The sequence below is a fragment of the Vreelandella sp. EE27 genome, from assembly GCF_968206495.1.
Window position 1 is genome coordinate 1,493,977 of the sequence record NZ_OZ309109.1, and the last position, 24,115, is coordinate 1,518,091.

At 53.9% G+C, this 24,115-nt stretch carries 30 protein-coding genes; 18 read left to right on the plus strand and 12 right to left on the minus strand.

Going from position 1 to position 24,115, the window contains the following annotated elements; translation table 11 throughout:
* Positions 1-52 precede the first annotated feature (52 nt).
* The 7 genes from ACWHVV_RS07205 to ACWHVV_RS07235 are packed head-to-tail and all read right to left on the minus strand — an operon-like array spanning position 53 to position 7,541.
* A complete protein-coding gene (locus ACWHVV_RS07205; RefSeq protein WP_447928722.1) occupies positions 53-1,513 on the minus strand; it encodes an amidase in 1,461 nt (486 codons plus the stop codon).
* Entirely contained in the window at positions 1,510-2,274 is a 765-nt protein-coding gene (locus tag ACWHVV_RS07210; RefSeq protein WP_447928723.1) for an aspartate/glutamate racemase family protein, read from the minus strand. Before ACWHVV_RS07210 ends, ACWHVV_RS07205 begins: the two co-directional genes overlap by 4 nt.
* Positions 2,271-3,215 (minus strand): polysaccharide deacetylase family protein, encoded by a 945-nt coding sequence (locus tag ACWHVV_RS07215; protein WP_447928724.1) that lies wholly within the window; start codon positions 3,213-3,215, stop codon positions 2,271-2,273. The genes ACWHVV_RS07210 and ACWHVV_RS07215 overlap by 4 nt, the downstream gene beginning before the upstream one ends.
* A complete protein-coding gene (locus tag ACWHVV_RS07220) occupies positions 3,212-4,606 on the minus strand; it encodes an amidase (RefSeq protein ID WP_447928725.1) in 1,395 nt (464 codons plus the stop codon). Before ACWHVV_RS07220 ends, ACWHVV_RS07215 begins: the two co-directional genes overlap by 4 nt.
* On the minus strand, positions 4,603-5,901 hold the full coding sequence (locus ACWHVV_RS07225) for a TRAP transporter large permease (RefSeq protein ID WP_447928726.1): 1,299 nt from the start codon (positions 5,899-5,901) through the stop codon (positions 4,603-4,605). Before ACWHVV_RS07225 ends, ACWHVV_RS07220 begins: the two co-directional genes overlap by 4 nt.
* A complete protein-coding gene (locus ACWHVV_RS07230) occupies positions 5,898-6,473 on the minus strand; it encodes a TRAP transporter small permease subunit (protein WP_447928727.1) in 576 nt (191 codons plus the stop codon). The genes ACWHVV_RS07225 and ACWHVV_RS07230 overlap by 4 nt, the downstream gene beginning before the upstream one ends.
* 18 nt (positions 6,474-6,491) lie before the next feature.
* Positions 6,492-7,541, minus strand: coding sequence for a TRAP transporter substrate-binding protein (locus ACWHVV_RS07235; RefSeq protein ID WP_447928728.1), 1,050 nt, complete (start codon positions 7,539-7,541; stop codon positions 6,492-6,494).
* Positions 7,542-7,882: 341 nt separating this feature from the next.
* On the opposite strand from ACWHVV_RS07235, the gene ACWHVV_RS07240 reads away from it, so the two are divergent.
* The 10 genes from ACWHVV_RS07240 to sugE all read left to right on the plus strand — a co-directional run bounded on the left by ACWHVV_RS07240 (position 7,883) and on the right by sugE (position 15,153).
* Entirely contained in the window at positions 7,883-8,566 is a 684-nt protein-coding gene (locus ACWHVV_RS07240) for a GntR family transcriptional regulator (RefSeq protein ID WP_447928729.1), read from the plus strand.
* Positions 8,567-8,692: 126 nt separating this feature from the next.
* Positions 8,693-9,430 carry a maleate cis-trans isomerase family protein gene (locus ACWHVV_RS07245; protein ID WP_447928730.1) on the plus strand — a complete coding sequence of 246 codons (738 nt, stop codon included), beginning with the start codon at positions 8,693-8,695 and terminating at the stop codon, positions 9,428-9,430.
* A 1-nt stretch (position 9,431) separates the two neighbouring features.
* Positions 9,432-10,868, plus strand: coding sequence for a dihydropyrimidinase (gene hydA, locus ACWHVV_RS07250; RefSeq protein ID WP_447928731.1), 1,437 nt, complete (start codon positions 9,432-9,434; stop codon positions 10,866-10,868).
* On the plus strand, positions 10,865-11,629 hold the full coding sequence (locus tag ACWHVV_RS07255) for a fumarylacetoacetate hydrolase family protein (RefSeq protein WP_447928732.1): 765 nt from the start codon (positions 10,865-10,867) through the stop codon (positions 11,627-11,629). The genes hydA and ACWHVV_RS07255 overlap by 4 nt, the downstream gene beginning before the upstream one ends.
* 356 nt (positions 11,630-11,985) lie before the next feature.
* Positions 11,986-12,372, plus strand: a complete 387-nt coding sequence (locus ACWHVV_RS07260; RefSeq protein WP_447928733.1) for a GNAT family N-acetyltransferase — start codon at positions 11,986-11,988, stop codon at positions 12,370-12,372.
* 458 nt (positions 12,373-12,830) lie between these two features.
* Positions 12,831-13,124, plus strand: a complete 294-nt coding sequence (locus ACWHVV_RS07265) for a hypothetical protein (RefSeq protein ID WP_447928734.1) — start codon at positions 12,831-12,833, stop codon at positions 13,122-13,124.
* A gap of 33 nt (positions 13,125-13,157) precedes the next feature.
* Complete coding sequence (locus ACWHVV_RS07270) at positions 13,158-13,553, plus strand: Ltp family lipoprotein (RefSeq protein ID WP_447928735.1); 396 nt, start codon at positions 13,158-13,160, stop codon at positions 13,551-13,553.
* A 100-nt stretch (positions 13,554-13,653) separates the two neighbouring features.
* Entirely contained in the window at positions 13,654-14,085 is a 432-nt protein-coding gene (locus ACWHVV_RS07275; protein ID WP_447928736.1) for a hypothetical protein, read from the plus strand.
* A 322-nt stretch (positions 14,086-14,407) separates the two neighbouring features.
* A complete protein-coding gene (locus ACWHVV_RS07280) occupies positions 14,408-14,713 on the plus strand; it encodes an NIPSNAP family protein (protein WP_447928737.1) in 306 nt (101 codons plus the stop codon).
* 122 nt (positions 14,714-14,835) lie between these two features.
* A complete protein-coding gene (gene sugE / locus ACWHVV_RS07285) occupies positions 14,836-15,153 on the plus strand; it encodes a quaternary ammonium compound efflux SMR transporter SugE (protein WP_447556045.1) in 318 nt (105 codons plus the stop codon).
* A 33-nt stretch (positions 15,154-15,186) separates the two neighbouring features.
* Here the strand turns inward: sugE and ACWHVV_RS07290 are convergent, their stop codons facing one another.
* The 4 genes from ACWHVV_RS07290 to soxR all read right to left on the minus strand — a co-directional run bounded on the left by ACWHVV_RS07290 (position 15,187) and on the right by soxR (position 17,957).
* Positions 15,187-15,729, minus strand: coding sequence for a carbapenem self-resistance protein CarG family protein (locus tag ACWHVV_RS07290; protein ID WP_447928738.1), 543 nt, complete (start codon positions 15,727-15,729; stop codon positions 15,187-15,189).
* Entirely contained in the window at positions 15,722-16,588 is an 867-nt protein-coding gene (locus ACWHVV_RS07295; RefSeq protein ID WP_447928739.1) for an SUMF1/EgtB/PvdO family nonheme iron enzyme, read from the minus strand. Before ACWHVV_RS07295 ends, ACWHVV_RS07290 begins: the two co-directional genes overlap by 8 nt.
* A 165-nt stretch (positions 16,589-16,753) precedes the next feature.
* Positions 16,754-17,434, minus strand: coding sequence for a class I SAM-dependent methyltransferase (locus ACWHVV_RS07300; RefSeq protein ID WP_447928740.1), 681 nt, complete (start codon positions 17,432-17,434; stop codon positions 16,754-16,756).
* 61 nt (positions 17,435-17,495) lie between these two features.
* Positions 17,496-17,957 carry a redox-sensitive transcriptional activator SoxR gene (soxR, locus tag ACWHVV_RS07305; RefSeq protein WP_447928741.1) on the minus strand — a complete coding sequence of 154 codons (462 nt, stop codon included), beginning with the start codon at positions 17,955-17,957 and terminating at the stop codon, positions 17,496-17,498.
* 97 nt (positions 17,958-18,054) lie between these two features.
* Between soxR and ACWHVV_RS07310 the strand changes: the two genes are divergently transcribed.
* The 7 genes from ACWHVV_RS07310 (at position 18,055) to ACWHVV_RS07340 (ending at position 21,636) form a co-directional block, all read left to right on the plus strand.
* The gene (locus ACWHVV_RS07310) at positions 18,055-18,480 is read left to right on the plus strand and encodes a VOC family protein (RefSeq protein WP_447928742.1); all 426 of its coding nucleotides are present in this window, start codon (positions 18,055-18,057) and stop codon (positions 18,478-18,480) included.
* A 271-nt stretch (positions 18,481-18,751) separates the two neighbouring features.
* Positions 18,752-19,027 (plus strand): putative quinol monooxygenase, encoded by a 276-nt coding sequence (locus ACWHVV_RS07315; protein WP_447928743.1) that lies wholly within the window; start codon positions 18,752-18,754, stop codon positions 19,025-19,027.
* Between the two features lie 51 nt (positions 19,028-19,078).
* Positions 19,079-19,615: a GNAT family N-acetyltransferase gene (locus ACWHVV_RS07320; protein ID WP_447928744.1), complete on the plus strand. Its 537-nt coding sequence runs from the start codon at positions 19,079-19,081 to the stop codon at positions 19,613-19,615.
* Between the two features lie 173 nt (positions 19,616-19,788).
* Positions 19,789-20,532 (plus strand): class I SAM-dependent methyltransferase, encoded by a 744-nt coding sequence (locus ACWHVV_RS07325; RefSeq protein WP_447928745.1) that lies wholly within the window; start codon positions 19,789-19,791, stop codon positions 20,530-20,532.
* Positions 20,533-20,584: 52 nt separating this feature from the next.
* Positions 20,585-20,728: a hypothetical protein gene (locus ACWHVV_RS07330; RefSeq protein WP_447928746.1), complete on the plus strand. Its 144-nt coding sequence runs from the start codon at positions 20,585-20,587 to the stop codon at positions 20,726-20,728.
* Positions 20,718-21,263, plus strand: coding sequence for a GNAT family N-acetyltransferase (locus ACWHVV_RS07335; RefSeq protein ID WP_447928747.1), 546 nt, complete (start codon positions 20,718-20,720; stop codon positions 21,261-21,263). Before ACWHVV_RS07330 ends, ACWHVV_RS07335 begins: the two co-directional genes overlap by 11 nt.
* A 31-nt stretch (positions 21,264-21,294) precedes the next feature.
* On the plus strand, positions 21,295-21,636 hold the full coding sequence (locus ACWHVV_RS07340; protein WP_447928748.1) for a GFA family protein: 342 nt from the start codon (positions 21,295-21,297) through the stop codon (positions 21,634-21,636).
* 68 nt (positions 21,637-21,704) lie between these two features.
* Here ACWHVV_RS07340 and ACWHVV_RS07345 read toward each other — a convergent pair whose 3' ends face one another.
* Positions 21,705-22,610, minus strand: a complete 906-nt coding sequence (locus ACWHVV_RS07345; protein WP_447928749.1) for a LysR family transcriptional regulator — start codon at positions 22,608-22,610, stop codon at positions 21,705-21,707.
* A 99-nt stretch (positions 22,611-22,709) separates the two neighbouring features.
* On the opposite strand from ACWHVV_RS07345, the gene ACWHVV_RS07350 reads away from it, so the two are divergent.
* Positions 22,710-23,954: an acetylornithine/succinyldiaminopimelate transaminase gene (locus ACWHVV_RS07350; protein ID WP_447928750.1), complete on the plus strand. Its 1,245-nt coding sequence runs from the start codon at positions 22,710-22,712 to the stop codon at positions 23,952-23,954.
* Positions 23,955-24,115: the final 161 nt, after the last annotated feature.

Sequence of the window (24,115 nt, forward strand, 5' to 3'; positions counted from 1 at the left end):
AAAGTCCTATTTATGGTTTTGAAGGTTTGTGGGTACTTAAGCGTGTGGGTAGTCACCGAAGTGATGTGAAGCTATCGCTGTCGGCCTCCCAAAGCGGTGCGTCGAAGCGACGATCAATGATCTTTTCCAGTTGCCGAGCAACAGCTATCACGTCCAGATCGGTATGGCGTGGGCCTACGATTTGTAAGCCTAGCGGTAATCCGTTCTGGCCCACGTCATATGGCAGCGACAGCGCCGGCACCTCGCAGTAATTAAAGAGAGGTGTAAATGCGGCATGCGCTCTTGGTGAGACGGATTTACCTGCGATCGTACTGGGGTGTGATAGCTCTGCTGGCCAGGCTTCGACCGGAGCCGTTGGGCAGATCAGGAAGTCGAAGCGCTCGAAAAATGTATCAAGCGCTTTAATGAGGGCCTTGCGGTGGAGTTCGCCGGCAAAGACGTCAGCACCGCTTATACTCAGACCCTGCTCAATTTGATCGGCCAGCGCCGGGTCCAGCAGCTCCGGGGTATCACGAAAGACATGTTGGAACTGAGCCGCCAGTGCTGCTTGCTGCTGGTGTAGTAAGGGATACTCGAAGGTATCGGGAGGCCAGCGGGGCGCCGCCTGCTCCAAGGGAATCCCCCTTTTCATCAGCTTGGCGATGCAGTTGTGAAAAGCCGCTGCCACGTCATCATCAATGCTGAAGCCGCATCCCAGATCGATGCTCCAGCCGATACGAATCGGCTTCAATTCGTGGTGCTCGAAAGCTCGCGTGAAAGGGCGGTCAACGGTTAGTTGTGCAGGCAATGGTTGGCTACGTGGATCGCGACCGTCATGATGTACCGTGGCATCTAGTAGCCAAGCGCAGTCTTCTACATCCTTGGCAAATACGCCGATGTCGGAAATCGCATAGCTGGGGTCATCGAACCCGTAGGGATCGGGAATCAGACCATGTGTTGGCTTGAATCCGACCAGTCCCGTATGAGCGGCGGGTCGACGTATCGAGCCACCGGCATCGGTACCGAGTGCCAGGTTGCCTAGACCCGCGGCCACGGCCGCCGCTGCGCCACCAGAAGAGCCGCCCGGCGTGGTGTTCAAATTCCAAGGATTCCGCGTCGTCCCGTACAAGGAGTTGCTGGTATGCCCCTTGCAGGCAAATTCGGGGCAATTGGTAATGCCGATGCAAAGAGCACCCAAGCGCTTGAGTCGTGCAACGATGGCACTATCGCAAGGTGCTACATGGTGTCGATAGACCATCGAGCCGTATGTAGCGGGACGGCCACCCAGCCAAAGGTTGTCTTTGATACTGAATACGCTGCCCATCAGCGGCAGTTTTTCACCGCTACGCCGACGTACTTCTATAGCCTCCACTTGGCGCATCACATCAGAGTGATCAGCATCCACGAAAGCCAGCAGTGAGGGGTTGAAAGCTTCGATACGCGTGAGAGTAGACTCTGCGATTTGTGCGAGGCTCAATTTGTCTTGGTGGAGCATATCGTGCAGAGACTTGGCACGCAGTTGATGCATCATCATGGCGTCCTTTCCGGCGACAAGCCGTTGAGCAGGTTGCTACAAGCGTGGCTGAGTCCAGTCAACGTATGAGTGGAAGGCCTGGTTGTGGTGTTCAAGCGAGCCAAAGGCAGATTCAGTCGAATCAGTCCTTCCAGAAGCGTAATCCCACACGCAATGCCGTCGAGCAGCGGTACGGAAACTCGAGGCTGCAGGCGATGCTTGAGACCCGTCATTGAAGCGCCCGCCAGTACGATGGCCTCGCTGCCTTCGTTCACGACCAGGTCCATGATGGCGGCTAATACGGCCTCTTCGCTGTCGCCCGGGGCGGCGTGGTGTGTCTGGATCGAGGCCTCTATAGCGCGCATCCCGGCAAGCCGCTCGCTCAAACCATAGCTTAAGATGCGTTCTCGGTAGAGTGGCAGGGTATGGCGCCCTGACATGATGACACCGAACCGGCTGCCGACAAGACAGGCCTGCCAGCAGGCGGCTTCGGTCATGCCGACGACCGGGACGTTGAGCAATTCGCGAAGGGCCTCCAGGGCTGTATCAAGTGAAATTGCCACCAGCACGCCGTCGTAAGAGCCTTCATAGTGCGCCACGGCATCGAGAACGGCGTGACCGGCGATCAATGCGCTGGCGCGATCCGAGACCAGGTCGGCACCGAATCGAGCGGTCACCGAAGTGATGTGAACATTGTCTCCTGCATGACGCTTGGCCTCGGCGAGTAATTTCTGTGTGACCGTTTCGGAGGTATTCCCATTGACAAGCAGTAGCTGGGTCATTTGTCGGCTCCGGATTCGAAAGGGCAAGGCGGGGGGCAGTGCTTGAGCCAGTGTCTGGCGATCTGCTCGCGGGTGGCGTACCAAACAGGCAGCCCTTGTAAACTGGCCAATAGATCCCGAAGGCCATCGATACGGCCAGGCCGGCCAATGATTCTGGTGTGCAAGCCGATGGTCAGCATCCTTGGCGTATGCTCTCCTTCGCGCAGCAGGGCACTCACAGCGTCCATTACATAGTCATGAAAATCGCGGGCGCGATGGAAGCTATGATTGACGAAAAAGCGCATGTCGTTGGTATCGAATGCGTAAGGCAGTACCAAGTGAGCACGCCCACCTTGGGCAACGTAGTAAGGCGAGTCATCGTTATAGGCATCGCTGTCATATAAAAAGCCGCCATGCTCCATTAGTAGCCGCCGGGTCTGAACGGATGGCGACGATTTCGTGTGCCATCCGGCCGGTGCCTTACCGGTAATACGCTGAAAGGTGGCCACACAGCGTTTTATCAGCGCGCGTTCTTCCATTTCCCCTAGTCCGGCGTGCGACTCCCAGCGCCATCCATGACAGCACAGTTCATCACCGCGCTGACGTGCATATGCCGCGACCCAAGGGGTCTTCTCGAGTGCGCGGGCGCAGACATTCAGGGTGAGTGGGACGCCTGCCTCTTCAAAAGCCGACACCACGCGCCAGTAACCCACTCGAGCGCCATATTCGAAATGGCTCTCCATGCATAAATCCGGGGCGTCGTTTATCTGACACTGAACCTCGTGAGTATCCTCGTTATGGGGGTCGCCGGCACGCAAGCTGAACTCGGCACCTTCCTCAAGATTAAGTACGAAGGAAATGGCAAGGCGGGCATCGCCTGGCCATTGGGCCCGGGGAGGCGAGTCGCCGTAGCCAAAAAAGTCTCGCTCGGTGAGCAGAGGTAATCGTCTCTCCATGCTCATCGCTCCCAGAGTTCACTGAAACGCGTTTTCCAAGGGGCAAGGCGCTGGTAGCGCTGTGCCAGATCCAGCAGAAGATGTTCCGACTGCTTGGGGCCGATTAATTGTAGGCCGATGGGCAGGCCTTCCCGGGAAGGATGAACCGGCAAGTTGATGGCAGGATTGCCCGCCGCGTTCACCCACCCGGTGAATGCTGCATGCCCGCGTGGGCCCACGGGTTGACCCTCGATAGTCGGCGGATAGGCTTGGTCTGCACCCCAAGGGAGGGCGGCGATGCTGGGCATCATAATGATATCTGTATCGATAAAGAGTGTGTCCACTTGGCGTCGAAAATTAGCTATCACCTCAAGGATGTGCCACAACCGGCTAGCTGGTAGGCGGGCACCAGCGTGAGCCATTTCCTGGTACTTAGGCGACGCCTGTTCCAGCCATGTGCCATGGGTGTCAGCCAAGTGTGCCAGGCCGATCTGGCCAACTTCGTCCCAGACCTGGTTAAGCTCCATCAAATCAAGCGGAAGCGGCTTTTGGGTGACGTCCAGGCCCATCCGAGTAAAGATCGTTGCCGCCTTTTCGACCTGTTTAAGCACCTGAGCATCGACGGGGCATCCCGGCAGCGAGGAGACACACAAGATGCGTGATGCCGAGGCTCGGTGGCCAGGACGCTCCATACAGGACAGTCGATCCTCGGGACAGGCGCCTTTTAGTACATTCAGCATGAGAGAGGTATCTTCTACACAGCGGGCCAGAGGACCGACAACCTCGAAATCGAGCAATATCTGCGGGAATCCATCGGCTCTGGCCACCGTGCCGATGGATGGCTTCAGCCCCACTAACCCGCAATGAGCAGCGGGACGCCTTATTGATCCTCCTCCATCGGTGCCGAGAGCCAATGGCCCAATACCGGCGGCCACGGCCGCCGCAGCGCCACCGCTCGAACCGCCAGGCGTCAATTCATGGGCCCAGGGGTTTCCCGTAACACCATAGACGGGATTGCCGGTATAGCCCTCCAGGGTAAATTCTGGAACATTCGTTTTGGCAAAAAGCACTGCTCCAGCTTGGCGTAATCTGGCTACCGGCAGCTCGTCTTGTTCGGGAACCCAGTGACGCAGCGCTACGGTGCCCCATGTGGCAGGCATACCCGCCAGCAAGAGGTTGTCCTTGATACTGATGGGGACTCCATCCAGTGGACTCGATGGTTTCCCCGCAAGATAACGCAAGCGGCTGCGCTCGGCGGCCTCTTGCGCATCGTCTGCTACGGCGGTGATTGCATTGATGGCAGGATTGATGGCCTTCATTCGTTCGAGTACCGAATCCAGCGCCTCCTTTGGTGTCCAGCGTCCTGCCCGAAAGCCCTTGACCAGCTCTGTCGCAGTGTGTTGCCAAAGTGTCGTCATCGCATCATCTCTGGTAGCCAAGTCACAATGGCCGGAACGGTGATGATCAAGCCCGCAAACAACAGCATCATGACCACGTAAGGAATTGCTCCCTGCATCACACCACTGATGCTTCCATTGTCGGGACGAATGCCGTGAACGACGAAGAGGTTCATACCGACTGGCGGTGTAATAAGGCCGAGTTCACACATCAAGACAACAAAAATACCGAACCAGACGGGATCGATACCCAGTGCGAGAGCCATTGGGTAGGTAATGGGAATGGTGGCAACCTGCATTGAAAGCACGTCCATGAACATGCCAAGTACCAGGTAGAAAACCACAAGAGCCAGAAGAAACATTACTGGTGACAAGCCAAGAGAGGCGACCCAGCTGGACATGGTGCTAGCCACGCCTGTCAAACTGATGGTCAGGTTGAGGATGAAAGCGGCGGTGATGATCAGCAAGATCATGCCCGTTACCCGAGCCGTCTGAATGAAGCAGGTACGAAGGGTCGGCCAGGTGAGCTTGCGTTTGAATCCGGCAAACAAGAGGGCTGTTACTACGCCGAGGGCGGCGGACTCGGTCGCGGTGGCAAGGCCCGTATAAATACTGCCCATGACGATAGAAAACACGACCAATGGGGGGATCAAATCAATTGAGGCGTACAACCGTTCACGCAAGCTGTAGTGGGCTTCTTTGTCCGTATGACGCGTTCGCATCAGACTGGATACTCCGATGTAGGCCATGAACAGGAGAGTAAGCGTTATACCCGGGATGATACCGGCCACGAACAACTGGCCAATCGAGGTGTTGGTCAGTGAACCGTAGACAATCAGGTTGACGCTTGGTGGAATAAGAATGCCCAGCGCTCCCCCGGCGGCCAGTGAACCTAACGATTGATTGACGGGGTAGCGACGTTCATTCAATGACGGTAAGGCAACCGTGCCAACGGTTGCAGCGGTGGCCACAGAAGACCCGGAAGTGGCTGCGAACAGCGCGCAAGTTCCGATATTGGAATGTAAAAGCCCGCCAGGTAGTCGGCCAAGCCATATCGACAACGAGCGATACATGCCATCCGCAATACCTGCTCGCAGCAATATCTCACCCAAAAGCACGAATAGCGGTATCGATGTCAACAGACTATCGTTTTGTACTCCCCAGACGACCGGGGAGATAGAGTTCATGAAGGGAAGACCGTAAGCCATGATGCCGCCGATAATACCGATGGCAGCCATTGATACAGCGATCGGCAATCCGAAGAGCATCATGGAAACCATCAGTGCGAAGGCTATTAAGATATAGTCCAGGCTCATGAAGATGCTCCTCGTTGGCGCTGTGTAACGCTATCCAGCTCATCTTCGAGTTCCTGCTTGGCGCTCTTGGGTTGGAAATCTTTATTAAGACGCGTCCAACGGCCGCTGAGAAGTAGCCATAGACTCTTCAGCGCCAGGCCTATTGCCACCAGCATGAAAATGGCTTGGCCGGCGTACCAAATGCTCTGTGGGTAGATGAGAGGTGTCGCCCAGGATGTCTGCGCGACACTTCGGTAGTCCAAAGTATCCCCGATGACATTCCAGGCAAGATAGCTCAACAGGGCGGCGAAGCCAGCCATGAGAATACTTGCTAAGCAGTTAAGTAATGCTTGGAATGATGTTGGCAGGCGCTCGTGAATAATATCGATTCGAATGTGATTACGACCAAACAGTGCCATGGTGAATGCCAGGGTGGCGCCCACCGCCAAGGCATAGCCGCCCAGCTCGTGGGAGCCCTGAAGGGAGAACCCGAAGAGCTTGCGTAGTATTACCTCAAGCGTGATCAGCACCGAGAGGGCGAGGAAAATGGCGCCGAAGATAACGGCTAGCAGGTTTTCGAGTCGCTCCATCATTTTAGGCTCCTTGTCGGGTTACTCGAGACCGATGACCGGGCCAACACTGGCTTCCCAGTTTGCCGAGCATTCCGGATTGGTTTGATCACAGATATCCGCCCAAGTGGGAAGCGATATGTTCAGTAGAGCTTCGCGTACCTGAGCAAGGTCGGCTTGTGTGGGCTCGACGTTGACAAGGTCGTACTCAGTGCCGGTTTCACAGGGCCGCTGGCCGCTATTGCAATTAAGAGCGTCGTTGTAAAGCGCTTCTGAATAAGTCCAGATTTCATCATTGAACTCATTGAAAGCTTCTTGAAGGGTTTCTTGCTGGGCACTATCTAACTGGTTCCATGCATTAAGCGAAATGGCATAACCATTCATTGCGCTGCCCATGCCAAGCGTCAACTGATGAGTGGTGACCTCTGGCCAGCCTGCCGAGTTGGCGGAACTAGGTCCTGTAATCGCGCAGTCGACCGCCCCAAGGGACAAGGATTGATGCACTTCCGAGAAACTCATGGGTACTGCTGTAGCACCCGCAGACTCGACGAATTGAGCCAGGTTCTGATCGTAGACTCGCACCTTTAGTCCCTCTATATCCGAGAAACTGGAGAGGGGGGCATCACAAAAGAGAATCTGTGGGCCGAAAGGCCAAGCACCCAGCAGCTTGACATTAAAACTTTCCTGAAGTTGTTGGTCGAGCACGGGCATGTAAGCATCGGTGACGGAGCGGGCGGTCGCGTAATCAGGGTTGAGGCCCACCAGGTCAAGGCCTGTCAGGACTGGTGCGTCTCGTGAATTAGGTGACATCCGTAAGGAAACGAGATCGAAAAGTCCCGCTTTCATGATGCGTAGCTGCTCGGTATCGTTAATGCCGGTGGTGTCGACAGGCTGATAGTCGATCTCGATGGGCAAGCCTGTACGTTCGGCAAAGTTTTCAAAGAACGGCTGTTCTTTCTGGCTTTGAATGTTTCCAGTGGCGAGTGGCTGTCCCAGTACTCGCCACTGGATAGTGCTTTCCTGAGCGACGGCTTGGCCAATGAATGACGCTGACAGAATGCCAGCTGTAAGCAGAGCTGAGAGTCGTTGCATCTTCTCGTTCTCCCAAGAAGTTGATTGAGTAAGCCAGGTATTGTTTAGATTGGGTACAATCTTGAGAACAATAAATAACTCAATGCATTTTGTATGCCAATTCAGTGACAAGCGTTGTCACTCAACTCATGCATGAGTTTTAGATTGGGATTTTTGGAGGGCTTAAGAATTTTCTATGAGGTACATTGGTGCAATATTCTGTTTTTTGCACCTCCATATAACCTATATGGCTTCAAAAACGGTCCCGTAAGTAGCCTGGGAACGGTTTCGGATCAGAGATGTTCGACAAAATTTGATAGAACCCTGTAAGCTGATTTTGTACACAATACGGGACTCGTTAAATGCAAAATATGGAGACGGGTAGGCCTACCATCGAAAGTATCGCCGAACGCATCAATAACGCCGTGATGGAGCATCGGCTAGCGCCGGGTAGCAAGCTCTCTGAAACGCGCATGGCAGCTGCTTTCGACGTCAGTCGTACCAAGATTCGCCAGGTCTTGACCGTACTGTCGAATAAAGGCCTGGTCGAGATATACCCTAATAGAGGGGCTTTTATCGCTAGTCCAACCGTGCAGGAGGCTCAAGAGCTTTTCGCAACTCGGCGGTTGCTTGAGCCGGAAATTATCCGCAATGTGATCGCACGAGCGCGTAAGCCGGATTTAAAACGGCTTAGAGAGCACCTCGAAAAAGAGAAGGCAGCCCGTAGGGAGAAGAATCGTAGAACCATCATTCGCCTTTCAGGTGATTTCCATCTGCTATTAGCTCGAATCTCTGGAAACCGGTATTTAGAAAGCATGATGGGGGAGTTGTGTCCTCTGACGTGCTTGATTATTGCCATGTACGATCTACCCCAGACGCCTGCTTGTCCTGAAGACGAGCATGAAATGATTGTGGCGGCCATTGAGGAGCGTGATGAGAAGGTTGCCGTCGAGCAGATGTTGCACCACCTGGAGCATATCGAAAGTGCACTCAACTTGAGTGGCACCTCTTGCAGCGATATAGATTGGGATCAGGTTCTTGGCTGACGGGTTCTATTACGAGACAGTGATTTGGCATGATTAATGCTTAATTTGTTGGCTATATTGTACGCAATATCGTCAACATTTTTTGATCTATGTCGGTTCAGATAGATCTCAACAAGGATCCAGGTCATGTCCATGTCAAAGTCTCGCATCAGGTTCGGTATTCTGACCCCTTCTTCGAATACCGCGTTAGAGCCACTGACCTACGCTATGCTTGCCGATGTCGAATCGGTAAGTGCCCACTTTTCCCGCTTTAGTGTTACTCGAATTTCACTTGAGCCTGACGCGCTCGAGCAGTTCGATGATCGCCCCATTCTGGCCGCTGCCAAGCTATTGGCGGATGCCAGAGTGGATGTGATTGGCTGGAGCGGTACCGCGGCGGGCTGGCTCGGTTTTGATCACGATATCGAGCTCTGCCGGCGCATAGAGGAGGCGACTGATATTCCGGCCACTTCTTCGATTCTGGCACTTAATGAACGACTTAAAGAAGACCGTATTTCAAAACTGGGCCTGGTATCTCCCTATGTTGCCGATGTTCAATCACGCATTATCGAAAACTACCAGGGTATCGGGATCAGTTGCGTTGCGGAGAGCCACCTGGATATCAGCGATAACTTTTCCTTTTCCGAGGTAAGCGAGGCTTGCTTGGCCGACCAGGTTGGTACAGTCGCGAGAGCCACTCCTGAAGCCATTGTTACCTACTGTACCAATCTGAATGCTGCCCATCTGGTAACCGAATGGGAGTCGAGTTTGGGCATTCCCGTACTGGATACGACCGCGACCGTTGTCTGGAAAATGCTTCGCATGACCGGTGTCGATCCCAGTGAAGTGCGCGGTTGGGGCAGTTTGTTCAAGGCGGAGGTTTGATATGGCTAATTTTGATTGTGTTATTCGCAACGCCCGTTGCGCCACGGCCTCCGATGTTTTCGTTGCCGATATAGGGATCACGGACGGTGTGATTGCTGCTCTGGGCCAGAGCCTCGGCGGCGGGGAAAAAGAAATCGATGCTGATGGACGCTGGGTATTGCCTGGCGGAATCGATGGACATTGTCATTTTGATCAACCGACCGAAGACGGTACCGTTATGGCCGACGATTTCCTCTCCGGAACCCGTTCGGCCGCCTGTGGAGGCACGACAACGGTCATTCCTTTTGCTTTACAGCGTAAAGGGCAAAGCTTGCGTGAGGCAGTCGAAGACTACCACCGTCGAGCAGAGACTAAAGCGACGATCGATTATGCCTTCCACATGATCATCACCGATCCTACTCCACACGTACTGGACGAGGAGCTTCCGGCGCTGATCGCCGAGGGTTATACCTCATCCAAGATCTATATGACTTATGACGATCTCAAGCTGGCGGATCGTCAAATCATCGATGTGCTCGCAGTCGCTCGCGAGGAAGGGGCACTGGTGATGGTGCATGCTGAGAATGCAGACTGCATTTCCTGGTTGACCGAACGTCTTCTTCGAGCAGGCAAAACCGCCCCTCGATATCACGCAGAATCAAGACCCATGCTTGCCGAGCGTGAGGCAACTCATCGAGCTATTACCTTCGCCGAGCTTGTTGATGTGCCCATCCTGATTGTCCATGTCTCAGGACGAGAAGCTATCGAGCAGATACGATGGGCTCAAGGAAACGGTTTGCGTATTTATGGCGAGACCTGCCCCCAGTACCTTTTTCTGACCGCTGATGATTTGGGCAGCGACGATGAAATCGAGGGGGTCAAGTGCATCTGCAGCCCACCTCCCAGGGACAAGGCTAATCAGAAAGTAGTCTGGGACGCGTTAGAAGCGGGCACCTTCCATGTTTTTTCATCGGATCATGCTCCTTTTCGTTTTGACGGTCACGATGGAAAACTTGCGGCCGGCAGCGCGCCGAGTTTCGATAAGGTGGCCAATGGAATTCCGGGTGTCGAGACGCGTCTAGCTTTGCTCTTTTCGCATGGTGTTGAAAAAGGCCGCATCGATATCAACCAGTTCGTTGCCCTGACCTCCACGAACGTCGCCAAGATGTATGGCCTTTATCCACGTAAGGGGACCATCGCTATTGGCGCCGATGCAGACTTGGTAATCTGGCAGACAGGTGATCGAAAAACAATCGACAACAACGACCTGCATCATAATGTCGACTATACCCCTTATGAAGGTATCGAGATCGATACATGGCCTTTGATGACATTGAGTCGGGGACGTGTGGTCTGGCAGGAAGGTCAGTATTTGGGGCAGCCCGGCATGGGTCAGTTCCTCGCTTGTACTCGGCCTGCACTGGCTACACTCAAGTTTGGCGGGGAGAATAATCAATGAGTGTTAATACTAGTCTTGGTCAAGCATTGGTAGATACATGGCGTAGTGGTCAACCGCTCGATGTTTCCAGAGCCAGAATGTTATCTCCATCAACAGATCAAGCTGCCTATCAAGTTCAGCAAGAAGTCGCTCGCTCGCTGGGTTGGTTTTCTAGCGGTAGACCAACTGCCTGGAAAATCGGGGGAACAGTCCAGCGGCCCACCGCGTCTCCCATAGCAGATAAACATGTGGTAAATAGCCCGTACTCCATGGGGTATAAAAGTCGGCATTCTATTGTCGGTATTGAAGTGGAGCTTGCCTTGAAACTTGCTTCACCACTACCGGATGGCGCCTCACTGGACGAGTCAATCAATGCCGTTGGAACTGTCATGGCCGCGATTGAAATTTGTGATGTCAGGGCCGAGAATTGGAAGACACTGCCTGAGACCTTTCTATTGGCCGACCATCAGATGAATCGTTGCCTGATACTTGGGGAAGCGGTCACGCAAGGCTGGAAAGCTGGCTATGTCGATAGTGAAATTACTCTGACCAGCAATCAACGTAACGTAGACGGAGGTCCATTACGGCATCCTCTGGGCAATCCTTTAAGGTTACTCCCGTGGTTGGCATCGCATGTTCAAAAGCAATATCCACCAGGGCTGCAGGCAGGCGACATTATAACCACAGGCACTTGGACCGGTATTTTGGAAGCCTATCCGGATGAAATGATAAAAGCTCACTTTAGTGAAATCGGGGAAGTCAGTTTGGAGATAGAAGCCTGAGGTTTTTAAGCTTTTGTGGAAGACTATTTTCTTCAATTGGCTATTAGAAAGAGGGGGCTATTGGTAAGCTGAAAAAATGTCAGTCGACTTTAGTCCGCCTCTGCGCTTGATATACCCAAACCTGTAGTAGTTCATTGATTCTGGATACCACCATAAGTGAGGTTTCTTATCGTTGATTCGGCCCTGTATGGAAGGTTGGCGAGTGATTGCCTAGCGTAGATGATACAGCGCCAATACTTTAACCCGAGTTTCAGGCAGGCGTTATATCGGTCATCACCCTTTAATCTGGCGTCGAATTTACAGTGATACGAAATTTTCTGGAAAGTGACTTTGAGCAAGTAAGCGAGATTTACTCATTGGCGAAGCTCGATGAACTTCGCTTCGAGGAGCAGGCATTCGAGCTTCTGTCCCTGCGCGATGACGAAACGCGCCTTCAAGCGCTAATGGAGTCCGAAATTTTTGTTTATGAAGACAATGGCCTTCTCGGCTATGGCGCCATTTACCAGAACGTGATTCGCTCGCTTTTTGTTCACCCGCTTTTTCGAGGAAAGGGAATTGGTAGCGCGCTGTTCGATCATTTGATGAGCCGGGTTGAAACCCCCGCCACGCTGTACGTAGCGAAGAGCAATCTGCCGGCAATATCCATGTATCAAAAACAGGGCTTTGAGGTTACTCGAGAGTTTGAGACGTCCTATAACGGAAAAGCCGTTTTAGCTAATGAGATGGTGCGTATTGAGGGATAATGTCGCGGTGAAGCCAAGCATTAAGCGGATTAGGAGGTAGATCATTGGACGATTTGATCAGCGGGCTTTTAAAATTGTTATGGAAGGCTCTCGTAAACCTGTTCCTTTGGGTAATTTGGGAAGTAATCTTCCAATTGATTGGTTGGTATGTGGGGTGGCCGGTATGCCGAGTGCTCACCCTTGGTAGCCTTCCTAGACAATCGATTAACCAGCGTAAACGGTTGCGGTCGCACGGTGGCGACTTGTCCGATTCCACCGTGTGCCTAGTGGGCCTTGTTGCATCATGTGGGGCAGCTATTTTGATCATCTACATGGTTGGGTCCGGTTGAGTATGTATCCATATAACTAATCTTTAGTACCGAGAGTTGACCAATAGTATGTTTATGCAGAATTGCATCTGTGCATGTAGCTTGCTTCTTGATATCGAGTGATGCATTGCGATGAGATTGAGTTTAGGTGTGGTGATCGTGCTCCTTCTGGCTGGCCTTGGTATGTGGGGCTTGGATATCGCCGAGGATCGATCCAAATTGATTAAAATTACCGAGCCCATACCCGCCTTTGACCACTGGAAATGTGGTTACACCGCTAGGCCAGACTGTTCGGTCATTTTTGATGCTGTAGCGGGCACCGAATATGAGGTTCGACGGATACGCTACGGAAAGGACTTTATGGCAATTCAAATAGAACAAAAAGGGGAGAGAGGTTGGGTGCTTTGGGGTGAGTCGTTGTACATGCATGCTCGTAAAGGGTAACTTATTGACTTAATTTTATATAGGTGTAAAAAAATGAACGCTTTAAAAGCATCTATCGGTATCGCTGTCATTATGTACTTGTTGGTTTCACTACCAGCATGGGCACAAACTACCCTTATAGGTCCGCAGCACAATGCTGTTAGATCTGCACAGCTCTACCTCAGCATACAGGGTTTTTCGCGAACAGGTCTTATTGAACAGCTATCATCGGAGTTTGGTGACGGCTACAGTGTTAGTGATGCCACTGCCGCTGTGGATAGCTTGAATGTTGATTGGGATCAGCAGGCTGTCAAATCTGCAAGACTATATCTCAGTATCATGGGATTTTCTTGTCAGGGCCTTATCGAGCAGCTTTTGTCAAGCTATGGAGACAGCTATACAGCGAGCCAAGCTGCCTATGGTGCGAAACAAGTGGGTGCCTGTGGTTGATTTTATATGGCTTATGAACTGCTTTACATTTTCCTGTTTTAAAAAGGTAACAGAATTTAAACTGTTTTCTTTGTTTTTTAGCTGATCTTGGTGAGTCTTTATGAATCAAAAAATCCCGGTTCCAACTGATAATATTTATAAATTTTGCGCTACATTTGGCTTGGTAGTAATGGTCGTAAGCCTGACTTTAATGATAGTCAATGTGAATACTGCAAACCAGGTAATATTTGATAGTGCAAAAAATTATTATGATCTTAGAAGTCAGGAGGGCCCGTTTATTGACGAACGAGAAAAGCTAATTGATCATCAGCTAAAAATCGCAGTAAATAACCGGGATTTTGGGAAGTGGGGTTTGGCATTTATATTTTTAATGGGCTTTTTCTGCTCATGCTTTGGCTTCTACTCTTGGCTTAGAAAATTGCAGCCAATACATGACGAAATTCTCGAGCTACAAAGAAGAAAACTTGAACTAGAGGTCCGTCTTCTCAAACAATCAAAGCGCAAAATACATTTTAATCGGCGAAGAATTTAGCTTGTGAAAAGTAATGCATGAGTGATGAAGCGCTTTCTGGTTGCTCAATCTATCTCGGCAAGTTGCTGTGTTCCATCCGATCATATTGGCCCGCACTCCAACTCGGCCACTTCATGTTTCGGGGTATAAAGCGGGTAACGCATCTTGCGTAAACTGCCGTAAACGATCCGCACCAGATCCACTTTGAACCTATCCTTGCCCTTGGTAAAAAAGCGCCAAGGCCCACTGCGGTTGATCGTTCAGGGCGCTATCATGTTCCGTGCTAAGTGGAGCTGTAACGTATGGCCACTCGAAAACCATTCAATGACAAGGTTGTGTCACGATGATCACTTGCCACGTGAAGTACGTCATCGACCCCAAAAAGGTCGATGAATTCGAAAAGTACGCCAGAATGTGGATCCCGCTGGTCGAGAAATTTGGCGGCCAGCACAATGGCTATTACTTGCCGGCGGAAGGGGCCAATAACATTGCGCTGGCCCTGTTCACCTTCGAAAGCCTGGCGGCTTACGAGCAGTATCGGATCGACTCGCTGAACGACCCGGAGTGCATCAAGGCGTTCGAGTTTGCCGAGCAAGTCGATTGCATCGTTAGCTACGAGCGCAGCTTTTTCAGGCCCGTACTGGGCTAGTGGGTAGACGCTGTTTCTCTCCCGGCTGGTTTTGAAAAGTGAATAAGTAACCACGGCGAAGTGAGGACGGCCTCACCGCTCGATTTTCGTTAGGGGACGGCCCCAACGTTTGAGAGACGTGCATGAGTTGGATCATTCTGTTTATCGCAGGGCTTTTGGAAGTGGGCTGGGCCATTGGGTTGAAGTACTCCGAGGGCTTTACGAAGCTCTGGCCCACCGTATGGACACTGTTCTCGCTGGTGGTGAGTTTTCTACTGCTGGGCCTGGCGCTTAAAACCTTGCCCGTGGGCACCGCCTACGCCATCTGGGTGGGTATCGGGGCGGTGGGCACGGCGCTGCTGGGTATCTTCCTGTTCGGTGAGCCTACCGGCACGCTCAAGCTGGTGAGTCTGACGCTGATCGTGGCCGGTCTTGTCGGGCTCAAGCTTTCCAGTGCCTAAAAGGAGATACGAACGGGGCAAGGGAAAGGCGGCTCAATCGCTACCGTGCTCCAGCGCCTCTGCGTCGATTTCCTGATAAGCCTGTTCGGAAGAGTCGTGATGCTTTGCGGATTCAAACGTCTTCAGTAGCGACCATTGATAAAGCGGGGTGCCGGGGTGTTGGCTGAACTGGCGCACGCCGTAAATCTCGAACGTAAAAGGCCCGGGCCCGAACAAATCCGCGTCCTCGGTGTGTTTTTTAGCGACGACCAGGAAAACCTCGCCGCCGGACTCGAAAAGGCGATGGTCCCGAACCGTAATCGCGCCGGAGAAAATCCGGTGGTCGAGCCAGGTGAACGTATCGCGATCCGCTGCCGGCATGATGCCAAGCTCATCGTTGGGCAGGCGAATGAAGAAGGTGAGTGTATGGTTGCTATAGGACATGTTCCTGTCATATACCGACGCAATGACGTAATCCGGGCGGCCGTTTTGGTTGAGGTCGATACGGTTGACGCCCTCGCTTAATTCGATCTGCGAAAAGGCCAGGGCAGGCGTGCTGAAAAGCGCCGCCAGCAGGCAAAGCAGCCGTTTAATCATTGGCCGCTCTGATCAGTCGAAAACCGATATCGGGCATGCCAAACCCCGGTGAATGCACGTCGCAGCCGGATAACACGTCTTTTACGGCTTGCTCAAAACTGCCACCGCAAACGTAATACATGGGCACTCCCTGGGCGTAGTGGTTTCTTTCGTCGATCCACTCCGCCGCGTTACCGCTCATATCGTAAAGTCCCAGCGCATTGGAGTGCAGGGAGGCTACGGGCAGTGTGCCCGAGCCGGAACCGTCTTGCGTGGGGAAATTGGCGACCGCTTCCGGTTGTGGGCTACCGGCATGTGCGTAGCCGTAGGAGCCGTCCGCGAGCCCTTCATGAGCGCCTCTTGCAGCCACATGCCACTCGACCATATCCGGTAAACGGTAGCCCGATGCTTCAGGCGCTCTTTTTATGGCGGAGCTGTCGTCGCTTTCCGGCATCGCTTTTAGCGGCTCCCCCTCAAAGGTGAGGTAGTAGGGAGATAGCCCCTGGTGCTCGCTCAACGCGTTGGCAAACATCATGGCGTCCCACCAGGTAACATTCACGGCGGGGTGCTGGCCTTCGTCCTGGTCGTCCGGCCGGCAGCCGCCAGGGGTGGCGCCATTGCAGGCATCGCCCAGTGCGTAACCGTGTTGGAGGGCCCAGGGCTGCACTTGCTTGTAGAGCTGGTACGGCACTTCCGTTTTCATTATCCAGAAGGAGGCGGTGGAAAGATTGGCGTTGTCTGTGTAGTTTTCATCGCCAAATACCGTGCCGACGTAGAAGCTACCACCATTGACTTTAGCCTCGTCCGGTAAGTGGAGGCTATTCTGTGCAAGCACCGGTGTGCTCACAAGAAAGCACAAAATCCCCATGGCATTTTTCAAACCCGTGTCCTCGAAATCAGTACTGCTTAGCCATTTTTAAACATCTTTTTTGAGCCATTTATCGTATTGATTGATGTTTTTCTTTACAAGAAGTGGCTAATGTATTTTGTCACGACAGGCCAATCCGGACACTATCTGGCCTTTTCCACGTTTGCTGTTGGCTTATCAGGTATCCCGAGCTACCGCGGCTATGAAAATGACGGACGCCGGTTTTTGCGTCTTCGGATGAACGGGCTCGCGCATCTCGAGTAACCGAAAGCCATTATCCGAGAATAGCGTTACCCAGCTTTCCAGCGTTCTAAAATACCAGGGCGCCGGGTCGCTAAAATCGGAGCCGAAACCCGCCCAGGAGCCTTCACGCCAGCCATCGGCGTAGGGCGTCACATCGACCGCCACGGGGTGCAGCGTTTGTACGATGAAAACGCCCCCGGGATTCAGAAGCGCGGGGGCGGCGCGCAACAGTGCATCGACCGATTCCTTACCCAGCAACGAGAAATTGCAAACGACCGCATCGAAGCGATCCTCGATCGCGCCCGCCGCAATCGCTTCATAGGATGAAACATGAAAGTGCCCATCACCCGCGGCCTGGGCCTTCTCGATGAGCGCGGGCACGACATCGACCCCCACCCGGTGCGCTACGCGGGGCGCGAGTTCACGTACGAGCCACCCCTCACCGCACCCGATATCGAGCGCGGATTCGGGAGACCGGCTTAGAACGGCCTCGACGACGGCCCGGTCGGTGACCAGCTTACGGCTTTCGATATGCCCATTGCGTATTACATCGGTCCAGGGTGAGGCGTTCTTCTCCCAGGAATCGACGATTTTTTCATCACTAAAGGGGTTCATTGAGCCATCCATAGGGCGTGGTGTAGATGTATCGAGTGTATCAATAAACTGATTTGGGCAATTAATTAGACTTGGCTCGCGCGGCCGCGCGCTCCAAAAGCACCGGCCCGCTGCCTACTTCGGCCAGTTCATCCTCCGGGTTGTAAAGCGGGCAGTTGGTCATACTCAGACATCCACACCCGATGCAGCTGCTCAGGCTGTTGCGCAGCGTTTGCAGGTACGCGATGCGGCCATCCAGCATGCGCTGCCAGCGCTCGGAAAGTTGCTGCCAGTCTTCAACCGTGGGCGTGCGGCCATTGGGGAGCGACTCAAAGGCCTGCTTGATCTCCTCCAGGCTCACGCCGACTTTCTGTGCGGCCTTGATAACTGAAATGCGCCTGAGTACTTCGGGCTTGTAGCGGCGCTGGTTGCCCGCGTTACGCCAACTTTGAATCAGCCCTTGCTGTTCGTAGAAGTGCAGGGCACTCACGTTAATGCCGCAGCGCTTTGCGACCTTGCCGACGCTCCAGGTTGCTTCTGCCATGCTTGCCCCCGGTGTTCTCTTTGTTCAAAAAAAAGCTTTACCTCAACTTAGGTTGAGGTTTTAACCTTTTACCCGAACCCACGCAAGGAGAAACACCATGTATCTTGAACACGTTAATTTGGTGGTCGCGAATATGGACGCCACGTTGGATTTTTACCGCGCTGCTTTTCCTCATTGGCGCATACGCGATGAAGGGCAGGGCGAATGGTACGGCAAGCCACGCAAGTGGGTGCATTTTGGCGACGACCACCACTACCTGGCGCTGAGCGACCACGGAGAAGGTAAGAACCGGGCGCTTGAAGGCCACAGCGTGGGGCTTGCTCATTTTGCCTACGTGACCGAACACCTGGATGCCTTGGTCGCACGGTTGAATAACGCGGGGTACCCCGTTGCCAAACCGGGGGCTACCGAGCCATTTCGTAAAAACGCTTACTTCGTCGACCCGGCCGGGTTCGAAGTAGAGTTCGTCGAGTATCTCAGCGATATTCCCGCCGAGCGCAATTTAAACCGCGACGCTCTTTAATAGGCTGAACCGGGTATTTAACAGAGCCTTGAACGAGCCGTATGTATGATCTGTCGATTGCCTATGAAAGGCGCTTCAAGAAGGGCGCGCCGTTTAGAAACGGCAGCGCCTAGGGTCTGTCTGAAAAGTCGACGAGCGAAGACAAGACAAGGCAAAAATTGGCGAAAAAACGGAGTTTACATGTGTAAATGAGTATTTTGAGCCAATTTTTAACGCCGTATTGTCGAGCGCAGGCACTTTTCAGACAGAGCCTAACCAATAGAGAACAACCATGCCTAAATTAACGCTAGAAGGATTTATCACCGTGCCGGCAGCCGAGCTTGAAGCTTTCAAGGAAGCGCTTGTCACGCATAAAACGCTAACGCTTGCGGAGCCGGGGTGCCTAATCTTCGAGGTCATTCAGGATCAATCCGACCCTTGTCGTTTTAAGGTGTTCGAGGCGTTTATCGACCGCGCCGCGTTTGATTACCACCAGCGCCGCGTGGCCACCTCCGATTGGGGAAAGCAGACGCGCAATGCCGTGCGCCATTATGAGATAGTCGAATAGGTGAGTATTCATTAGTTTATAAGCGCTTGAAGCGTAAGTCGGGTGAAGGGTATGTGGATCTGTGAAACAAATAGGCTGGTAATACGGACATTGTCCTTAAGCGATACAGAGGAGCTGACCAAAATTTTGAGCGATCCTGCCGTCATGGAATACTCGATTCGTGGCGTTTGCGATGAGGTCATGACGCGCCGCTTTATCGAGTGGTGTCTAGAGAGTTACGAGATGCACGGAATCGGGCCTTGGGCGTTAATTGAAAAGGATACGAATAGGCTGATCGGCTTTTGCGGCGTTGGCCCGGAAGAGGTCAATGGTGTCGAGGAAATTAGCCTTGGGTACCGGCTCGCTACGCAGTATTGGAATAGAGGCTTTGCACCCGAGGCTGCCAAAGCAGTGTTAGCTTACGCCTTTGAAATGAAGTCGCTCCCCTCGGTAGTAACGCTGATCGAACCCGAGCATGGGGCATCGCAAAAGGTCGCCTTTAAGGTAGGTTTTACGCATTACGAGCTGCATGAATTTCACGGACGTGAAGTGAGAATGTACCGGCAGACGTTGGCGCAGTGGTATCCAGGCAGGGCTGCCAGCAGTTGAATGGCTAAAACGGCATCCAGGTAGGAAGTATGTTTATGAGAGCTTTAGATGGCGTTTTTTATCCAGTGAATGCCGGAAGCACGCAAATGCTGGACAAGCATTAAGATTAATTACGATAAAGATAGGTGTTAGGTATTTCTTAAAGATCCGAACCGCTCTTCGAGGAAGTCCGCATGGCACAATATTTCGCCGATACCGGCGTTGGCGAACGCTACGATCAATACCGCCCGAAAGTTCATTCTGCGCTCTTCGATATCCTGAAGCGGCATTTGCCCGCCGAGAACTTTAGTCGAGTCGTGGACGTTGCGTGCGGTACGGGCGACTCCACTTTGGCTTTGCTGGATATTGGTAGAGACGTCTTGGGGATCGACTCTTCTGAGGAGATGCTGGCCATAGCGAAGCGCCGTGGCCTGACCGTGAGGCAAGCGGATTACACCGAGCTACCCCAACATGGCCATTTCGATCTCATCTCGACGTGTATGGCATTTCACTGGTTCGATGGTGCGCGGGCCTTGGATGCCTATAAAGCCGCCTCTAACCATGGGGCCGTTTGGATCATCTATAATTTTGCCTTCGCGGGTCACTCCACGTCCGCACGATTCAACGAATGGTTCCAGGGGGAGTATTTGAAGCGCTACCCCTCACCGCCGCGGGTTCGATACGAGGACATGAAGCTGGCAGACGACCAACAACTTTCCCTGCTGGCGAGTGAGAATGGCTGGCTGCCGATCTCGTTTACTCTCGAATCACTGATCGGTTATCTCACTACGCAATCGAATATCGAAGAGGCCGTACGACGGGGTAGGGCGTTGGATTCGATAGTGGCTGAATTACACGAAGGCCTTTCTAATATCGACCTTAGCGGCGTATTTCAATACGCTTACTCTTACGAAATACTGCAGTACGAGGCTCGATGATAAAAAAGCACTTCGTAGCGTTGCTGAGTATCAAGACCCCGCGAGGTGAAACGTGCACTATCTGGAAGTAGGCGCTGGTGAAATGTCCATCGAACTATTGCTTGAAGCGGACCCCTCCGAGCAGGTTATTGCCTCCTACCTGCGCGAAGCCAAGGGCAAGTATCGTGTTACAAAAGGAGAGAGCGTTGTTGATTAGCGAGTCCATCGAGTTAAGGCTGCTTGGCATGGAACACCGGGATGAGGTGTTCGAGCTGGTCGATCAAAACCGGGCGCATTTGCGCGCGTGGCTGCCCTGGATCGATGCCAATCAGTCGCCCGCCAATACCGAAGCTTTTTTAACGTCGGTTATTAAGCAGTACGAGGCGGGCAAGGGCCCGCAGTACGGCGTTTTTTATAATGGGTCGGCCTGCGGCGTATGCGGCTTTCATCCCTTCGATACGACGAACCGGCGGGCAGGTATCGGGTACTGGATGAGCGAGAGCTATACAGGCAAAGGCATCATGACCCAGGCCGTTAAAGCGCTAGTCGACGTCGGTTTTCGCGAACACGGCTTGAACCGCATCGAAATTGCCTGCGCGACGGAAAACGTTAAAAGCCGGGCCATTGCCGAGCGGCTGGCGTTCACGTTCGAGGGCGTCCTGCGCGAGCGTGAGTATCTCTACGGCAACTATGCCGACCACGCCATTTATTCAATGCTGGCCCGCGAGTTCGCTACTAACGATAAGCGTTAACCCGACTGGGCGTCATGAAAAGGGAGTGCCTGTGAAGGTTACCTGCCACTGTGGAAATGTCGAAATCACCGCCGCTCACTTTCCGGAAGAGATCGGCCAGTGTAACTGTTCGATTTGCCGTCGGTATGCGGCGCTCTGGGCTTACTATTCACCCAACCTGGTCACGATAAACTGTCGCCATTCAAAGACGGTGTTCTATAGCTGGGGGGATAAAGAAGCCGAATTTCATTGGTGTACGACGTGCGGTTGTACTACTCATTACCAAACCACGGAGCGGTGTGATGAACCCACCGTCGCCATCAATATGCGCCTCGCCGATGAGGCCAGCGTTGCTGAAATACCGGTCAGGGCCATCAACGGCGCCGCGTCCTGAATGACTGTGCTGACTGTGACTGTACTACTGCGTATACGACCCACTGGCAGGCAGGGTGAACACCACCATCAACTACCCAATGCCTCCACCGCGAAGTCGATGAAGCTGCGCAGTTTGGGCGAACGGTAGTGGTCCTGATGATAGAGAAGATGCATCGGGCGCTGGGGCAGCGAGTAATGTGCCAACAAAGGGATTAGCCGCCCGGCGCGGATATCCTCGCTGATCTGTACGTTGGGCAGCATCGCAATGCCGATGCCCGCCAGCGCGGCCTGGCGCAGCCCCTGGGCGTGATTCACTTCGATACGGCTTAAAAACTCCACGGTGACTTCTCCTTCAGGGCCGTGAAACTGCCACTTTTTTTCGGCCCACTGCCACTCGGTGCCCGGCGGGTAGGCAAACGCCAGGCAGTCGTGGTGGGCCAGCTCACATGGCGTTTGCGGCGCGCCCTGGCGTTGCAGGTACGTGGGTGAGGCGCAAAGGGTAAGGCCGTAATTCATCAGCGGGCGGGCGACCAGGGTGTCGGAGGTCTCCAGCGTGCCTAAGCGAAACGCTGCGTCGAAGCGCTCTTCGACCAGGTCGATCACCCGGTCGGTAAGCGCCACATCCAGCTTGATCTCCGGGTAGCGCGCCATAAAGGGGGCTAGCCTTGGCATCAAACACTCTGCGCCGAAGGTGGGCGGCGCGGTGATCTTGAGTGTTCCTTTGGGTATGGCCTGGCTGGCTTCGGCCTGGCGTTCGGAATCCGCGACCAGCGCGAGGATGTCCACGCAGCGCTGATAGTAAACCGCGCCAAACTCGGTGAGGCTCTGACGCCGGGTGGTGCGCCGCAACAGGCTAACGCCCAAGCGCTTTTCGAGCGCGCGCAGGTGGTTGCCCACCATGGTCGTGGACAAACCGCAACGATCACCCGCCGCGGTCATGCTGCCGCTCTCTACCACGGCCACGAAGACCTCCATCGAGTGGTAAAGATCCATTATCAAGCCTCGCTTTATAGTGCTTCCAATCTGGCTGTGTTTTTCCAGCCCTGCTTCTGGATGATACTGCGTCAATGCTGCTAACCGCCAGGAGTGATCATGGAACAGCCCACGTTATCGAATCGCCCGCAAACCCCACAGCGCGAGGATTATGCGCGTTACATGACGCCCAACTACGCACCCCAAGAGGTCATGCTTACCCACGGGCAGGGCAGCCGCCTGTGGGACCAGGCGGGGCGGGAATACATCGATTTTGCCGGCGGCGTGGCCGTGAGCGGCCTGGGACACTGCCACCCGGCACTTATTACGGCGCTACAAGCCCAAGCGCGGCGGGTCTGGCATCTCTCTAACGTTTACACCAATGAGCCGGCGCTGGCGCTGGCCCGCGCGCTTACCCAGCGCACCTTCGCTGATAAGGTCTTTTTCTGCTCCTCCGGTAATGAAGCCAACGAAGCGGCGCTGAAGCTTGCCAGGCGCTACGCCTACGACCACTTCGGCCCCCAAAAGCACACGATCATCGCTTTCAAGCAGGCCTTTCACGGCCGCTCGCTATTGACCGTGACGGCCGGTGGTCAACCCGCGTATACCGAAGGCTTTGGCCCGCTACCGCAAGGCGTGGTACACGGCGAATTCAACGACCTGGAAAGCGTACGCGCGCTGATCGACGATGCCACCTGCGCGGTGATAATCGAACCGGTACAGGGGGAGAGCGGCGTCGTTCCCGCCCGGCAGGATTTTCTCGAAGGCTTGCGCGCACTATGCAATCAGCACCAGGCGCTACTGATCTTCGATGAGGTGCAAACGGGCATGGGGCGCACGGGCTCGCTTTACGCTTACATGCACCACCACGTAGTGCCGGATATTCTTACCAGTGCCAAGGCATTGGGGGGCGGCTTTCCCATTGCCGCTATGCTGACCACAAGCTCTATTGCGGCGTCCTTCGCGGTGGGCACCCACGGCTCGACCTATGGCGGTAACCCGCTTGCCTGCGCCGTGGCCATGGCCGCGCTGGAGACGATCGACACGCCAGAGGTTTTGAGCGGCGTCGAAGCGCGCCATCAACTCATGATCGAGCAACTCGAGGCGATCAACCAACAGTACCCCGTATTCAAGGAGATTCGCGGTGAAGGGCTGCTGATTGGCGCCGAGTTGAGTGAGGTGTATCAGGGCCGCGCGGAGTCGCTCATGCCACTACTGATAAGAGAGGGGCTGATCGCCCAGATGGCCGGGGCCATGGTGCTGCGGTTGACGCCATCGCTCATCATCCCCGAAGCGGATATCCAGGAGGGAATGCGGCGGTTGAAGCGCGCGATCAGCATACTGGCACGTCTTTCTGCCACATAGACCGCCGGCCAAGAGAAAGAGGGCAATGGAGGAGCTGTCACGGTGCTTTCATGGCGCAATCACGTGGCCCATTGGCGACAATCCGGCGCTCGTCTTCGACGAGGCATAAGCGGAAAAGCCTCGACCCTTTGGTTGGCGCGCGCCTTGCCTGAGGAGTATTC

Bases quoted from the DNA above. Each gene is read 5' to 3' on its own strand.
- ACWHVV_RS07205 (WP_447928722.1), bottom strand. From the start codon at position 1,513: ATGATGATGCATCAACTGCGTGCCAAGTCTCTGCACGATATGCTCCAC.
- ACWHVV_RS07210 (WP_447928723.1), bottom strand. From the start codon at position 2,274: ATGACCCAGCTACTGCTTGTCAATGGGAATACCTCCGAAACGGTCACA.
- ACWHVV_RS07215 (WP_447928724.1), bottom strand. From the start codon at position 3,215: ATGAGCATGGAGAGACGATTACCTCTGCTCACCGAGCGAGACTTTTTT.
- ACWHVV_RS07220 (WP_447928725.1), bottom strand. From the start codon at position 4,606: ATGACGACACTTTGGCAACACACTGCGACAGAGCTGGTCAAGGGCTTT.
- ACWHVV_RS07225 (WP_447928726.1), bottom strand. From the start codon at position 5,901: ATGAGCCTGGACTATATCTTAATAGCCTTCGCACTGATGGTTTCCATG.
- ACWHVV_RS07230 (WP_447928727.1), bottom strand. From the start codon at position 6,473: ATGATGGAGCGACTCGAAAACCTGCTAGCCGTTATCTTCGGCGCCATT.
- ACWHVV_RS07235 (WP_447928728.1), bottom strand. From the start codon at position 7,541: ATGCAACGACTCTCAGCTCTGCTTACAGCTGGCATTCTGTCAGCGTCA.
- ACWHVV_RS07240 (WP_447928729.1), top strand. From the start codon at position 7,883: ATGCAAAATATGGAGACGGGTAGGCCTACCATCGAAAGTATCGCCGAA.
- ACWHVV_RS07245 (WP_447928730.1), top strand. From the start codon at position 8,693: ATGTCCATGTCAAAGTCTCGCATCAGGTTCGGTATTCTGACCCCTTCT.
- hydA (WP_447928731.1), top strand. From the start codon at position 9,432: ATGGCTAATTTTGATTGTGTTATTCGCAACGCCCGTTGCGCCACGGCC.
- ACWHVV_RS07255 (WP_447928732.1), top strand. From the start codon at position 10,865: ATGAGTGTTAATACTAGTCTTGGTCAAGCATTGGTAGATACATGGCGT.
- ACWHVV_RS07270 (WP_447928735.1), top strand. From the start codon at position 13,158: ATGAACGCTTTAAAAGCATCTATCGGTATCGCTGTCATTATGTACTTG.
- ACWHVV_RS07275 (WP_447928736.1), top strand. From the start codon at position 13,654: ATGAATCAAAAAATCCCGGTTCCAACTGATAATATTTATAAATTTTGC.
- ACWHVV_RS07280 (WP_447928737.1), top strand. From the start codon at position 14,408: ATGATCACTTGCCACGTGAAGTACGTCATCGACCCCAAAAAGGTCGAT.
- sugE (WP_447556045.1), top strand. From the start codon at position 14,836: ATGAGTTGGATCATTCTGTTTATCGCAGGGCTTTTGGAAGTGGGCTGG.
- ACWHVV_RS07290 (WP_447928738.1), bottom strand. From the start codon at position 15,729: ATGATTAAACGGCTGCTTTGCCTGCTGGCGGCGCTTTTCAGCACGCCT.
- ACWHVV_RS07300 (WP_447928740.1), bottom strand. From the start codon at position 17,434: ATGAACCCCTTTAGTGATGAAAAAATCGTCGATTCCTGGGAGAAGAAC.
- soxR (WP_447928741.1), bottom strand. From the start codon at position 17,957: ATGGCAGAAGCAACCTGGAGCGTCGGCAAGGTCGCAAAGCGCTGCGGC.
- ACWHVV_RS07310 (WP_447928742.1), top strand. From the start codon at position 18,055: ATGTATCTTGAACACGTTAATTTGGTGGTCGCGAATATGGACGCCACG.
- ACWHVV_RS07315 (WP_447928743.1), top strand. From the start codon at position 18,752: ATGCCTAAATTAACGCTAGAAGGATTTATCACCGTGCCGGCAGCCGAG.
- ACWHVV_RS07320 (WP_447928744.1), top strand. From the start codon at position 19,079: ATGTGGATCTGTGAAACAAATAGGCTGGTAATACGGACATTGTCCTTA.
- ACWHVV_RS07325 (WP_447928745.1), top strand. From the start codon at position 19,789: ATGGCACAATATTTCGCCGATACCGGCGTTGGCGAACGCTACGATCAA.
- ACWHVV_RS07345 (WP_447928749.1), bottom strand. From the start codon at position 22,610: ATGGATCTTTACCACTCGATGGAGGTCTTCGTGGCCGTGGTAGAGAGC.
- ACWHVV_RS07350 (WP_447928750.1), top strand. From the start codon at position 22,710: ATGGAACAGCCCACGTTATCGAATCGCCCGCAAACCCCACAGCGCGAG.